At 55.3% G+C, this 13,650-nt stretch carries 13 protein-coding genes and 1 pseudogene; 5 read left to right on the plus strand and 9 right to left on the minus strand.

Annotated features, from left to right (window positions below):
• Positions 1–91 precede the first annotated feature (91 nt).
• Positions 92–1,021, plus strand: a complete 930-nt coding sequence (rbsK, locus tag ACI43T_RS10825) for a ribokinase (RefSeq protein WP_405387037.1) — start codon at positions 92–94, stop codon at positions 1,019–1,021.
• Positions 1,022–1,084: 63 nt separating this feature from the next.
• Here the strand turns inward: rbsK and ACI43T_RS10830 are convergent, their stop codons facing one another.
• From ACI43T_RS10830 to gabT, 4 genes and pseudogenes are all read right to left on the minus strand, one after another.
• The gene (locus ACI43T_RS10830; RefSeq protein ID WP_405387039.1) at positions 1,085–1,687 is read right to left on the minus strand and encodes an aromatic amino acid transport family protein; all 603 of its coding nucleotides are present in this window, start codon (positions 1,685–1,687) and stop codon (positions 1,085–1,087) included.
• Between the two features lie 97 nt (positions 1,688–1,784).
• Positions 1,785–2,282, minus strand: a pseudogene (locus ACI43T_RS10835) (aromatic amino acid transport family protein); the annotation flags it as partial.
• Positions 2,283–2,508: 226 nt separating this feature from the next.
• Complete coding sequence (locus ACI43T_RS10840; protein ID WP_405387041.1) at positions 2,509–3,945, minus strand: NAD-dependent succinate-semialdehyde dehydrogenase; 1,437 nt, start codon at positions 3,943–3,945, stop codon at positions 2,509–2,511.
• Positions 3,946–4,021: 76 nt separating this feature from the next.
• Positions 4,022–5,281 (minus strand): 4-aminobutyrate--2-oxoglutarate transaminase, encoded by a 1,260-nt coding sequence (gabT, locus tag ACI43T_RS10845; RefSeq protein WP_405387043.1) that lies wholly within the window; start codon positions 5,279–5,281, stop codon positions 4,022–4,024.
• Between the two features lie 130 nt (positions 5,282–5,411).
• Here gabT and ACI43T_RS10850 point away from each other — a divergent pair, with 130 nt between their 5' ends.
• Entirely contained in the window at positions 5,412–6,170 is a 759-nt protein-coding gene (locus ACI43T_RS10850) for an IclR family transcriptional regulator (protein WP_308024362.1), read from the plus strand.
• 321 nt (positions 6,171–6,491) lie between these two features.
• On the opposite strand, the gene ACI43T_RS10855 is transcribed toward ACI43T_RS10850, so the two are convergent.
• The 4 genes from ACI43T_RS10855 to mnmC all read right to left on the minus strand — a co-directional run bounded on the left by ACI43T_RS10855 (position 6,492) and on the right by mnmC (position 10,383).
• The gene (locus ACI43T_RS10855) at positions 6,492–6,848 is read right to left on the minus strand and encodes a SpoIIAA family protein (RefSeq protein WP_009173346.1); all 357 of its coding nucleotides are present in this window, start codon (positions 6,846–6,848) and stop codon (positions 6,492–6,494) included.
• An 11-nt stretch (positions 6,849–6,859) separates the two neighbouring features.
• Complete coding sequence (locus tag ACI43T_RS10860) at positions 6,860–7,753, minus strand: DMT family transporter (protein ID WP_293279379.1); 894 nt, start codon at positions 7,751–7,753, stop codon at positions 6,860–6,862.
• Positions 7,754–7,881: 128 nt separating this feature from the next.
• Entirely contained in the window at positions 7,882–8,577 is a 696-nt protein-coding gene (locus tag ACI43T_RS10865) for an excalibur calcium-binding domain-containing protein (protein ID WP_405387046.1), read from the minus strand.
• Positions 8,578–8,766: 189 nt separating this feature from the next.
• Positions 8,767–10,383, minus strand: a complete 1,617-nt coding sequence (gene mnmC / locus ACI43T_RS10870; RefSeq protein WP_405387048.1) for an FAD-dependent 5-carboxymethylaminomethyl-2-thiouridine(34) oxidoreductase MnmC — start codon at positions 10,381–10,383, stop codon at positions 8,767–8,769.
• A 195-nt stretch (positions 10,384–10,578) separates the two neighbouring features.
• Between mnmC and ACI43T_RS10875 the strand changes: the two genes are divergently transcribed.
• The gene (locus tag ACI43T_RS10875; protein ID WP_405387050.1) at positions 10,579–11,199 is read left to right on the plus strand and encodes a phosphoribosylanthranilate isomerase; all 621 of its coding nucleotides are present in this window, start codon (positions 10,579–10,581) and stop codon (positions 11,197–11,199) included.
• A 48-nt stretch (positions 11,200–11,247) separates the two neighbouring features.
• Positions 11,248–12,150 (plus strand): DMT family transporter, encoded by a 903-nt coding sequence (locus tag ACI43T_RS10880; protein WP_405387052.1) that lies wholly within the window; start codon positions 11,248–11,250, stop codon positions 12,148–12,150.
• Between the two features lie 52 nt (positions 12,151–12,202).
• On the opposite strand, the gene ACI43T_RS10885 is transcribed toward ACI43T_RS10880, so the two are convergent.
• Positions 12,203–12,847, minus strand: a complete 645-nt coding sequence (locus ACI43T_RS10885) for a hypothetical protein (protein ID WP_003768981.1) — start codon at positions 12,845–12,847, stop codon at positions 12,203–12,205.
• A 181-nt stretch (positions 12,848–13,028) separates the two neighbouring features.
• Between ACI43T_RS10885 and ACI43T_RS10890 the strand changes: the two genes are divergently transcribed.
• A complete protein-coding gene (locus ACI43T_RS10890) occupies positions 13,029–13,634 on the plus strand; it encodes a DNA glycosylase (protein ID WP_405387055.1) in 606 nt (201 codons plus the stop codon).
• Positions 13,635–13,650: the final 16 nt, after the last annotated feature.

The following is a 13,650-nucleotide window of genomic DNA, read 5'->3' on the forward strand; positions in this document are numbered from 1 at the left end:
CCGTAGGATGAAACCCCCGCCGCCTGCCGTATCCGCCCGATTCGGGTATGGAGGCGTGCGGAATCTACAATTAAAAACAGGAGTAATAACTATGGACATCGCAGTTATCGGTTCCAACATGGTCGACCTAGTTACCTACATCAACCGTATGCCGGTCGAAGGAGAAACCGTCGAAGCGCCCGATTTCAAACTCGGCTGCGGCGGCAAAGGCGCGAACCAGGCGGTCGCCGCCGCGAAACTGGGTTCGGAAGTATTGATGCTTACCCGCGTGGGCAACGACATCTTTGCCGAAAACACCATCGAAAACTTCCGGCGCCACAACATCGACACGCGCTACATCCTGAAAAGCGACGCGTCCAGCGGCGTCGCCCCCATCTTCGTCGACCCCGAATCGCGCAACTCCATCATCATCATCAAGGGCGCCAACAAACTACTGACTTCCGCCGACATCGACGCGGCAGCGGAAGACATCAAAAAATGCAAGCTTATCGTTTTGCAGCTGGAAATTCCCACCGAAACCGTATATGCGGCGGTAAAATTCGGCGAAGAACACGGCATTCCCGTGCTGTTCAACCCCGCGCCCGCGCAGCCCGATTTGGTATTGGATCAAGTCAAATCCTGCGAATTTATCGTGCCGAACGAAACCGAACTCTCGCTTTTGACCGGCATGCCGGTAGACAGTGAAGACGACATCCGCAAAGCGGCGGTCGCGCTGCATCAGGCCGGTGTGAAAAACGTCATCGTAACCCTCGGCAGCAAAGGCGTGCTGTGGCTCGACCAAGACGGCAAAGAGCGCATGTTCCCGTCGTTCAAAGTCAAAGCGCGCGACACCACCGGCGCGGGCGACGCGTTTATCGGCTGCTTTTCGCACGTCTACGTTAAAACGGGCGACATCGTCAAAGCGATTGAAACCGCCAACCGCTATGCGGCCGATTCGGTAACGCGGCTGGGCACGCAGACTTCCTACTGCGACCGCAACAGCTTTATTGCCGACCATCCGGAACAGGCACAGAATGTCTGAACCCTAGAAAGAAAAGGCCGTCTGAAAAACATTTTTCAGACGGCCTTTTTACTATAAAACCGTTTACCAGCCCGGAGGCAGCAAATCCAGTTTCGCCAATACCGCATAAACCGCGCTTGCACTGTAGAGCAGGAAAATCAGCGTGTAAATCGCGGGATGGGTCATCCAGGGGGCGCACGTCCATTCGGGTGTGCGGTTGCCCTTGCCGCGTGCGCCTTTGATAATCAGATACGGTACGATGCTCAAGACCACGCCGCTGAACACGCCCGCAAAATAAAGCGCGTCAACGAAGCCGACCATGCCGCTGTAAGCCAGTACCAGCGGCGGCAGGGCGACCACGACCACGGTCAGCGAACGGACTTTCAGGTTGTCATCGACTTTCAGGCTGAAGCGGTCGGCAATATTGGTTAAGAAGCTGCCGCCGATGCCCCAATAGGAAGTCAGCATGGCGAACAATGCGAAGCCGTTTGCCATGAAAAACGCCCAACTTCCCAAAGCATTGCCCCAGTTTACCGTCGCCACCTGGCTGACGTTGTCCAAGCCGTTGAGCGAAATCACGGACAACGGCACGAGCGCAATCAGGGCAAAGGTGCAAAACATGCCGGTAACGATGGCTTTGGGCAGTTGTTTGGGCGTATGCGACAGGCCGCGCGCTATTTCCGGCACGATGTATTGCGTAAATAAACACCACCAAGTTGAACACGGGCACCATATACAGCCAACTGCCGTCTAAAAGCCGTCTGAAATCGGTGGTCGGGAAAACCAGCGTCGCGCCGACCAGTACCAGCAGCATGAGCACCATCAGCGACGTAATCCATTTCTCGCTCCTGCCCAAGGCTTTCAGGCCCAGAGCCAGAATCAGCGCGGCGGGGATGAAAAACAGGATGCTGCCGATGCGTTTGTCGATGCCGAACAAGGAATGCATCAAATCGCCGCTGCCGCTCATATACGCTATCAGCGCGCCCAGTGCATTGACCGTTACCGAGGCGAACATCAGCCACGAACCGAACCCGCCGACATAGCGCTGCGCCAAACCGCTCAACTGCTCGTGCTGCCGTGTGCGCAACGTGGCTTCGGCCACATAAAGCATCGTAACGGTCGTAATCACGCCGACCACCACCAGCCAAAACAGCAAAGGCATATAGCCCGCCTGCCGCGCGGCATACGACACGCCCAAAATCCCCGCACCGATATTGGTGCCGATAATCATGGCCACGCCTTCCCAAAAGGTAATTTTCTCCACTCTCAATACATCAGACATTTCAGCCTCCTATTGAAATTAAGTTTCTCCTTGTAAACCCGCAGATTTGTCAGATTTTGTTTATCTGCTTTCTATGTTTTTGGAATCCCCCGTTTTTCAGGGAACAATCATCCCTGTGTGTCGTTTGAAACGGCATACAGGAGATTAGAAATGAGGGGAAATTAACAGAAGTTGCGGTTTTCAGACGGCCTGACGGATGTGAGGCCGTCTGAAAACCGACGGCAGGCTATCCGGCCACATCGATACACAAATATTTCAATTCCAAATATTCGTCCGCACCGTATTTGCTACCTTCGCGTCCCAGTCCGCTGCGTTTCACACCGCCGAACGGTGCCGCTTCATTGCTGATTAGGCCGGTATTGATGCCGACCATGCCGTATTCCAAGGCTTCGCCGACGCGCCACTGGCGGGCTGTGTCGGCGGTGAAGAGGTAGGCCGCCAAACCGTATTCCGTATCGTTGGCGGCCGCGATGACTTCGGCTTCGGTTTCAAAGCGGAACACGGGACACAACGGCCCGAAGGTTTCTTCGCGCGCCACCGCCATTTGCGCCGTTACGCTGCTTAAGACAGTCGGTTCGAAAAACGTTCCGCCCAATGCGCTGCGTTTGCCGCCGGTCAGGCAGACCGCGCCTTTGGAGAGCGCGTCGGCGATGTGCTGCTCGACTTTCTCCACCGCTTTTTCCTCAATCAGCGGCCCTTGGTTGACGCCTTCATCCAGGCCGTTGCCCAATTTGAGCGCGGCTACTTTTTCACTTAATTTGCGGCAAAATTCGTCGTAAATGCCGGATTGAGCGTAAACGCGGTTGGTGCAGACGCAGGTCTGGCCGCTGTTGCGGAACTTGCTGGCGAGTGCGCCTTCGACGGCTTTGTCCAAATCGGCATCGTCAAACACGATAAACGGCGCGTTGCCGCCCAGTTCCAAACTGAGTTTTTTAATGTCCGCCGCGCTGTCGGCAAAAATTTTCGCGCCGACTTCGGTCGAACCGGTAAAGCTGATTTTGCGCACGGTCGGGTTCGTGGCAAATTCATGGCTGATTTCCGAAGCGCGACCGCTGACGACGGGAAGCAAATCCTGCGGCACGCCCGCTTCGTAAGCCAGTAGCGCCAGCGCATACGCGCTTAGGGGCGTGAGTGATGCAGGTTTGACAATCATCGCGCAGCCCACCGCCAAAGCAGGCGCGGCTTTGCGCGCAATCATCGCGGACGGGAAGTTCCACGGCGTAATCGCGGCGGTAACGCCGATGGGCTGTTTCAACACAACCAGTTTTTGCGTCGCCTTCATGCTTGTCAGCACATCGCCGTCAATCCGCCGCGCCTCTTCGGCAAACCAGCGCACAAACGAAGCCGCATAATCAATCTCGCCGCGGGCCTCGGTCAGGCTTTTGCCCTGTTCCATCGTCATGATGCGCGCCAGTTCTTCTTTGTTTTCCTTCATCAGAAAATACCAACGCCACAACACATCGGCGCGTTCCAACGCGGTTTTTGCCGCCCATAATTTTTGTGCTGCCTCCGCCTTTTGAATCAGTAGCTTGAGGTCGTCTGAACGGGTTGTGCGGACAAACGCCAAAGTTTCGCCCGTTGCCGGATTGCCGACTTTGAGGCCGTCTGAAATCGGGGAAAAGGAAATATCGGGGTGGTTGAGCAGTAGGGAAAAGGTTTTCATGGGAAGTCCTGCAAAATAATGTGGCGGGTGTTTTTCAGACGGCCTTTAGGCCGTCTGAAACCTCGTTTCAGCGTTTTTAGCTTTGGCGTGCCTTCTCAAAGGCGTTTTTCAGAATCGTCAAAGCCCGGTCGAAGAGTTCCTCCTCAATCGTCAGCGGGTAAAGGAAGCGGATGGCATTGGCGTGTGCGCCGCAGGTGAGCAGCAGCAGGTTGTTTTCCATCGCAATGGCTTTCACTTTGGCGGCAAACTCGCTGTTCGGGCAGTCGTCGTCGCCGAATTCAACGGCCACCATTGAACCTAAGCCGCGGATTTGGGTAATTTCGGGTGCGTTTAAATCGTGCAGGAACTGTTTGAGCTTGTCGCCTAGATATTGGGAACGCTCCAGCAGCTTTTCCTCTTCGATGATGTCCAGCACTGCCAATGCCGCGGCAATGCCCAAAGGGTTGCCGGCGTATGTTCCGCCCAAGCCTCCCGGCCTTGCCGCATTCATGATGTCGGCCTTGCCCGCCACGCCGCTCAATACCATGCCGCCCGCCAGACTTTTTGCCATCGTAATCAAATCGGGTTTGACGTCGTAATGTTCCATCGCAAAAAGTTTGCCTGTGCGGCCATAACCGGACTGCACTTCGTCGGCAATCATCACAATGCCGTGTTCGTCGCAAATCTCACGCACGGCGCGCATAAATTCGGGCGGGCAGACATTGAAACCGCCTTCGCCCTGCACCGGTTCCAAAATAATGGCGGCCACGTCGTGCGGCGCAATATCGCTTTTGAAAATCCTTTTGATGCTTTTAACCGCATCCTCCACGCTGATGTGCTGTGTTTCGGAAGGGAAAAGCGCGTGGAACACGCCCGAAGGCATGGCGCCGAAATCCGCCTGATAGGGGGACACTTTTCCGGTCAGGGCAAGCGTCATCAACGTGCGGCCGTGAAACGCGCCGCCGAATGCGATCACGCCGTTGCGCCTGGTGTAGGCGCGGGCGATTTTCACCGCATTTTCAACCGCTTCCGCGCCGCTGCAAAAAAACTGGCATTTCACTTTGCCTTCAATGGGCACCAGTTTGCCCAATCTTTCGCCCAGTTCGACATAATTCTGGTAAGGCACAACCTGAAAGGCCGTATGCGTGAATTTCTCCAGTTGCGCCGCGACTGCCGCCGTCACTTTCGGATGGCAGTGGCCGACATTCAGTACGCCGATACCGCCTACGAAGTCGATAATTTCCCGTCCGTCGGTTGATTTAATCACTGCATTGCGCGCGCTTTGGGCGAACCAGTCGCAGCCCACCGCCGCGCCGGTCGGCAAAACATCACGCATCCGCTTAATCCAAGTATTCATAACCGCCTCCTTTTTCCTGATAAAATCATATTTAAATTCTTTATTTGTTCCATATATTGAACATTGATTTAATATATGGAACGTTTTAATCATAAATTTTGCCGTCGAAATTTGTCAACGAATAAATATTATGTCAGAACAAAAACTTACTAATCCTGCTCTGGAAAAGATTGTGCGGATTCTCGATTTGCTGACTAAAGCTGCCCGGCCGCTCAATGGCGCACAGATTGCCAAACAGCTCGATTTGCCGCGCAGTTCGGTACACGGCCTCTTGAACGGTATGCTGGCTTACGGGTTGATACGCAAAAGCGGCGACGGCGGCTTTACGCCCGGAACGCATTTAATGTATTGGGCAAACGGTTTTTTAGCCACGCAGGACATTGTCGCTGATTTTCAGCAGGCTATTGCCGCCATGCCCGCACTGGATGCTTACACGCTGACCCTTTCCGTGTTAACCGGCGATCAGGTCATGTATTTGGCCTGCCGCAACAGCACCTCGCCGCTGGGTTTCATTTTCCGCGCAGGTATGCGGTTTCCCGCCGTATTGACGGCCACCGGCAAAGCCATATTGGCCACTTTCAGCGATGAGGAAGTCAGGCAGATTGTTACCGCCTTTCCCGAACCGCTTACCGACACCAGCGTCCGCACGCAGGACGGACTGCTGGAAGAACTGGCGCAGACGCGCGCGCGGGGCTATGCCGTTGACAACGGCCAGCTCAGGTTGGGTATGTATTGTTTCGGCACGGCATTGGCCGACATGCAGGGGCAGCGCTACGGCATCGCTGTCAGTCTGACGGAAAAAGAAGCCGATGAAACCACCGTCCGTCATGTTGCCGGACACCTGAAGCAGCTGGCTGAAAAGCTGGAAAACGGGTTGGGGAGGGTATGACCCGATTTTGTTTGGACGTTTTTGAACGGAAGGCCGTCTGAAAGATGTTTCAGACGGCCTTCTCTTTTATAGCTAACTTACCTATTTTGATACAACTGTTTATCGAATCCCGTCATTCCCGCGCAGGCGGGAATCCAGAACGTGTAATTAATTTAGGAAACCTTTTTCCCTGACAGGTTTCTGTACGTGCAGGCCTAGATTCCCGCCTGCGCGGGAATGACGCGAGGTGAGAGACTTTTACCGCTTTTCTGTATTGTAAAGGCCGTCTGAAAAATACTTTTCAGACGGCCTCGTTTCCTTGTATTAAGCATGACGGGCGATTTACTTCGAGTTGCTTTCCAGCAGCCAGGCCTGCGCTTCGGCGGCGTCGTTGAAATATTTGGGATGCTGGTTGGTCAGCAGGCTGGACAGGCGGGCGCCGAGTTTGATCCAAATGTCGTCCGTAACGACGGCCGCGCGGCCGAAGTCGGTTTCGTGCTGATTCAAAAACTTAATCTGTTCCACCGCCATATCGATGGTAAAGTCTTTCAGCATCGATAAATCCAGCAGGATGTCGGGCAGGTGGATGCGCTGTTTGCACGCCAGCAGCGCCTGCTCCAGCTCTTGGAAATCTTCCAGCGTAAACTCGTTGTATAAAGCCACATTCAGGCCGTAAGACTGCTCGCGGATGGAAATCATATTGTCGTTCCTTATCGGGTGAAGAGTTGCTTGATCCAAATCGGCTTGATACCGCTTAATATGCCGCTTGCCACAATAATAACCATACCGGCTATTTCCTGCCAAGTGATTTTATCGCCCAGCAACACGATGCCTGCCAGCGAGGAAAATACGACGGTCAGGTAGGATAGCGAGGCAACGGTGAATTTGTTGCCGACTTTGTACGCGCGGGTCATCGACAGTTGCGCGACCAGCGCCGACAGGCCGACGGCGCAGAGATAGGGCAGCATGTCGGCGGTGGGGACGTGCCAGCCGGTTGCCGCCGCCCAGCCCGCGCCGAGCACCATGCCGGTTACGGAAAAGTAGAACACCACGCGCCAGCCCGGTTCGCCCAGCAATGATAGTTCGCGCACCTGCAAATAAGCCCAGCCCGACATTGCGCCGCCCGCCAGGCCGGCCAGCGCGGCGGTTTCCTGCCCGCTGCCGAAAGAAGGGTTCAGCAGCAGCACCACGCCGGCGAAACCGAGTACCAATACCGCCTGCGTGTAGGGCGCGATGCGTTCCTTGAAAATCAGGAAGGAAAAGACGGCCAGAAAAATCGATGACGTGTAGCTGAGGGTTACACCCGTCGCCAACGGCAGGTGCATGACGGCGTAAAACAGGCAGAGCATGGCGGCCGAACCGATGACGCTGCGGTTAAGATGGGTTTTCCAATGCGGCGTGGAGAAGGTGCGGCCTTGCGCTTTGGCCGTGATACCCAGCACGGCGGCGGCGAAACTCATGCGCCAGAATACCAGTTCGCCGCTGTACAGGCCGAATTTCTGTGCGGCGGCCTTGATGCACAGGTTCATCAGGGTGAAGCACAGTGCGGCGGCTATCATCCAGCATGAGCCTAGCGGGTCTTTATTAGTTTGCGGGGAAGACATTTTGTTTGATGCGTTCGGGAATTTGAGACGGCAATTATATAACGGTCGGACAGCATGAGGCCGTCTGAAAACCGGATGCCGGATAAGTTTTCAGACGGCCTTTTTAAGCCTTGCAATCGAAAATAAGTTTAACGCCAGCGGCTGTCGCTTTCGCAGGGTTCGCCGTCGTGGTCCCCGTCCATTTTGGTGTTGGGGCAGTGTTTTACGAAATATTTGGCTTCGTCCAGCGAAGTCATTTCCGAGCAGTATTGGCGTCCGTCGCATTTGTAGCGGCTCTCTTCTTTATTGAACAGTTGCATTATCCGCCCGCCGATACTGTCGTCTGCTTTGGCTTTTTCCTGCGGTTGGCTTTCCGTTTTGACGGCTTTGCCGTGTCCCGAACCGGAAACGGCAGCCTTCCATGCTTGGCGGTCTGCGTGAATCTGCTCAGCCACTTGTTTTACAATGACTTCGTTTTGCTGGTGCGGGATGATTTTGCCGCTGTTTTCCGCGACATAGTGGTAGCCGTAATAGCCGCCGAAGGCGATTAGGCCGGCGATGAAGGCGGTGAGGGCGGTTTTTTTGACGCTGTCGGATGCTTCTGTCTGAAAACCGTCTTTCTCCTCGTCGGCAAATCTGTCCATATACCGGATGTCGGCGGCTTCGTCGCGGTTGCGGCGGCCTACCGTCATTTCGAAGGAAACCCTTTCGCCGACGGTGGGCGGCGGGTCTGTCCGGTCGAAGGCGGCCAGTGGCGCGAAGACTTCTTTTTGGGAATATTCTTCAAGTATCGCGCCGAATTTCCGAGCTTCGTTCCAGTGTGCGATTGTTCCGTAATGTCTCATGTTTCAACCAATTTGAATAAATTTCGTTATTTTAAATTAATGGGTTAAAAAGTAAAGGAATATTGCGGTGCGTAGATAACGGTAAATTGATTATACCGCTGTTGTACTGTAAAACGGAATTGCAATCAATCGGTTGATAATGCGAATCGGATATTTGCCGTATTGTTTTCAGACGGCCTGTGTGTTGCATCAAAGCAAAGGCTGCTGCCGCACGATGGCGCGGATGACGGCGCGGTTGGGGTGCAGGGCGGTGCGCAGGCGTTGGGACAGGGGCTGGGGCATGCCGAGGATGTCGGCGGCAATGGCGGCGGCGCAGACGGGGGCGGTGGCGAGGCCGCGCGTGCCGTGGGCGGTGTTGATGTAGGCGTTCGGCAGGTAGGGGCAGGGGACGTTGTCGAGGCGGTAGTTTTTGTCCAACGCGAGTTTGGCGTAGGCGGTCTGCATGGCGGCGATGTCGCCGAGCGCGCCAACGACGGGCAGGTGGTCGGGGCTGTCGCAGCGCAGGGCAGCGTGTCTTTGCGGTTGTTCAAAGGGGCCGTCTGAAAACGAGCAAGGCGGGTTTTGCTCAAACAATGATTGCGCCAATGGCGGGTTGAGTTGTTGCAGGGCGGCGCGGTTGGCGGTTTCTTCGTGCGGGTACCAAGCGTCGTCGTTGCTGTTGAGGACGAAGGTTGCGCCGTAGCAGTGTTGCCCTTGCCAGCTCGGGCTGATGTAGCTTTCTCCGGATAGCGCGCAGCGCAGGCGTTTGGAAAAACCGCTTGCTGCCGCCACGCCGGTTTGCCCGCGGATTTGGCGGAAAGGCAGGGCGGAGACGTTGGCATCGGCGGCGTTCGGGCTGTGCGCGCCCATGCAGTAGATGATGTGGGTTGCGCTGAAACTGCCGCGCGGCGTGTGTACCGTCCAGTTTGCGCCGTCGTATTCGGCGGAGGATAAGGGCGTGTCTTCATGCAACGCAATCAGCGGGTGATTCAGCAAGGCGCGGACGACGGCGGGCGGGTTCAGCCATACGCCCTGCGGCCAGTAGAGGCCGTCTGAAAAGACGTCTATGCCTGCGATTTGCGCGGCTTCGTCGGCGGACACGCTGCGGTAAAGGTGGGCGTGATGTTGCTGCAAACCCAATGCCTGATTGCGTTTGCGTTCGGCTTCGTCGAAATTGAGGTGCAACACGCCATCGCCGCCCCATGCGTCGGAATCGGGCAGCAGGTTTTGCAGCAGGCGGCGGGTGTAGCCGTAGCCTGCCAGCAGCAGTTCGGTCTGCTCGGTGTCGTGCGGCGAGATTTTGGCGTAGAGCAGCCCTTGGCGGTTGCCGCTGCCGCCTTGCGCCGCTTTGCCCGCTTCCAAAACGGTAACGCGCACGCCGTGTTCCGCCAGCTTGCGCGCGGTTGCGGCGCCGGCTATACCCGCGCCGATAACCAGCACGTGTTCTGGCGGAGTGGTGGCTTGAGGTCGTCTGAACCAAGGTTTGACGGGCTTGGGTGAGACTTGCGGCACGGCTTCGGTCTGCCATTCGATACGGTCGAAATGTTCGTGCAGGCTGTCGGCGCGGTGCGGCGGGACAAGCCAGATATGCACGTCGGGCAGCAGGTTTTCCAGAAAGTTGACGCTGTTGAACTGAAGGCATTTTACGGCTTGGTCGAGGCGGGTTTTCAGACGGCCTTCCAACTCGGTCGGGGCATCGGACAAAGGAAAATCGGGAATGCGGTTTTCGCTCAGACAGGCAACCAGATGCAGCGGCGCGGGACGGGCTTCAATCACGCGGGCAAGTTCGGCAGGGGCGGGCGGGGTGTTCCAAGCGAGGATGGGCATGGTGTGAGGCCGTCTGAAAAAGGAATGGGGTATTGTAACGCTGATGCCGGACGGTGTATTGAAAATGTTTCCGTATACGATAGGCGGGGAAAGTGATGCCCGTCCGAAAATCCGTAACGGAGTTGAAACGACATACCGGCCGCCGGGTTGTTTATAATGCTTGGCTATCGAAATTTTGTTCCGAAAGTTGAAACCATGAACACTATCCGTATCAAAATCTGCGGCATCACCCGCCCCGAGGATGCCCTTGCCGCCGCCGATGCGGGCGCCGATGCCGTCGGGCTGGTGTTTTACGCCGAAAGCAAACGCGCGGTAACGGCGGCGCAGGCGAAGGAAATCGCGGCGGTGCTGCCGCCGTTTGTGTCGGTGGTCGCGCTGTTTGTGAACGAGCAGTCGGACGTTATCCGCGAAATCCTGCACCAAGTGCCGATAGACGTGATTCAGTTTCACGGCGACGAAGACGATGATTTTTGCCGTCAGTTTGACCGGCCGTATCTCAAAGCCGTGCGCGTGCAGTCCGCCGCCGATATTCAGACGGCCTGCGCCAGGTTCCCCAACGCGCGCGCGCTGTTGTTCGACGCTTACCATCCGACCGAATACGGCGGCACGGGGCAGAGTTTCGATTGGACGATGCTGCCGGAAGATTTGGGCAAACCGTGGATACTCGCCGGAGGGCTGACTCCCGAAAACGTCGCCGATGCGGTGAGAACCAGCGGCGCGGCGGCGGTGGACGTATCCGGCGGCGTGGAAAGCTCGGCAGGGATTAAAGACAAGGAAAAAATAGCGGCGTTTGTGGCGGCTGCAAAGGTCGTCTGAAAACTGAAAATCTGATTTTCAGACGGCCTTTGTTGATAAAGGATTGAGATGGAACGTTATTCTGTACATTTGAAACTGCTGGGGATGGCGGTGTTGTGGGGTGCGTCTTGGCCGATGGGGCGGATGCTGGGGCAGTCGCTGCCGCCGCTGACGGGCGGGGCGCTTCGGTTTGTACTGGCTTCGGTTTTGTTGTCGGGTTGGTTGTTTGCGCGCAGCAGGTTTGCGACTTTTGCGGCTTTGTCGGCGCGGCAATGGCTGGGCTTGGCGGTGGCCGCTTCCGTCGGGGTGTGCGGCTATGCGGTGTTTTTCATGCTGGGTTTGCAGGCGATGCCGGCGGGTAAGGCGGCGGTGGTTGTGGCAGTGAATCCCGTGCTGACGCTGCTGCTGGCGGCTTGGTTCTTCGGCGAACGTTTAAACGCGAAGATTTTGGCGGGTATGCTGCTGGCGGTTTTTGGTGCAATAACGGCGGTAACGCAAGGGCAGCCGTTGGCGGTATTGTCGGGCGGCATCAAGGCGGGGGAGTGGCTGATTTTCGGCTGTGTGGTCTGCTGGGCGGCTTATACTTTAATCGGGCGTGCGTTTTTACGCGGGATAGACGCGCTGACGGTAACGACGGTAACATCGTTCATCGGCGCGCTGATGTTGTCGGTGGTGGCGTTGTGGACGGACAGACTGCCGTTTGAGGCAATGGCGGCGATGGGTGCACGCGGTTGGACGGCATTGGCGTGGCTGGTCATCGGCGCGACGGTATTGGCCTACGCGTGGTATTTCGAAGGCGTGAAGACTTTGGGTGCAGGCAGCGCGGCAGCGTATATTACGCTCGTACCGATTTTCGGCATGCTCAGCTCGGCGTGGTTTTTGGGTGAACCGCTGCATATTTCGCTGGTTGCGGGCTGCGCGGCGGCGGTTGGCGGCATGACGCTGATGCGGTATGGGCAGAAGGTCGTCTGAAAGATTCAAGAGAGGATAAGTTCCTTATCAAACGATGGATGCTCTGTCAGTTTTATAGAAACTCAATCCAGTAGTCTCGGTGTGGTTCGATAATGACCGGTTTGCACCAGAAATATTTGAGGTATCCCAAATTGGCGGGCGTTACGGGGCGGTTGTTCATATTGAATTTTTCAGCACTTTCCCTAGTCAGGAAACATTTGACGGATACATAATGTTTACCGTCTGATTCTCTTTGAATGCCTTCGAAACCGATTCTGTCTCCCACCTTAAACTCTTTGGTAAGGAGTTGTCCGAGAAAATAAACGGTTTTGTTTTTCATCAACTCGTAGGCTTTCGCATTTTCTATTTCGGCATTTGTTGCTGCAAACATAATGCAAAAGCTGTCGATAAGGTCTTTCAGGGGCTGCAAATCGTCTTTGGAAAAGATAATGTCCGATGTATCAAGTCCGGATATAACAAGGTTTACATAATAGGGTTGCCAGATAACCGCATCAAGAGACATGCCTAAAGGGATGGTTTGCGCTTTGTAGCCGGTGATTTCAAACTTTCTCCTTTCTTTTTCATATGCCTCTGTTGAAGCAAAGACATGAAGGTTCTCCACTTTCCTGAACGGTCTTTTTTTTACGAAAGCAATGACAGGCCTGTCCAGTTGTTCGAATAAATTGAGGTTGTAGTATTCAATAGGGATTTTTTGCATTGAGATCTTTCTTTTCTATGTTTCGTGGTTTTATTCTAACATATCGCTAAAGCGGCTGTTCCGTTTGCGATAACGTTGTCTGTCGGCTTATAAACTTGTTTCAGGACAAGGCAGGGGTCGTCTGAAAAGGCGGCTGTCGTTTTATTTTGCGTCCGATATTTTCATTATCAAGGAAATCATTATGTCCGCTCCGCTCGAAATCGAAACCCACCCTTTTCCCGCATTATTGCCGCCGCAGGCGACGGTAATGATGATGGGGACGTTCCCACCCAAGGAAGACAAACGCGCGATGCAGTTTCATTATCCGAATTTTCAAAACGATATGTGGCGCGTTTATGGGCTGGTGTTTTTTAATGATGCGGCGCATTTCCAGATGCCGTCTGAAAAAGCGTTTGATGCGGAGAAAATCAAGGCGTTTTTGCGCGAACGGGGGATTGCGTCCTGCCCGACCGTGTTAAAGGCGGTGCGGGAACACGGCAATGCGTCGGACAAGTTTTTGCAAGTGGTCGAAACTGTCGATTTGGCGGCGGTGTTGGCGCAGATGCCCGACTGCCGCCATATCTGCACCACCGGCGGTAAGGCGACGGAAGTCCTGCTCGATATTCAGGGTGGCGGCATCAAAATGCCGAAAACGGGCGAAACCGTGCCGTTTCCGTTTGCCGGACGGGATTTGACCCTGACCCGCCTGCCGTCCACTTCGCGCGCTTATCCTTTGAGTTTGGCGAAAAAGGCGGCGGCGTATCGGGCGTTTTTCGAAATGGCGGGTTTGTGTGAAAAACAGTTATAATTGCCGACAATTTCCC

The sequence above is a fragment of the Neisseria oralis genome (assembly GCF_045062685.1).
Classification (GTDB): Bacteria; Pseudomonadota; Gammaproteobacteria; order Burkholderiales; family Neisseriaceae; genus Neisseria; species Neisseria oralis.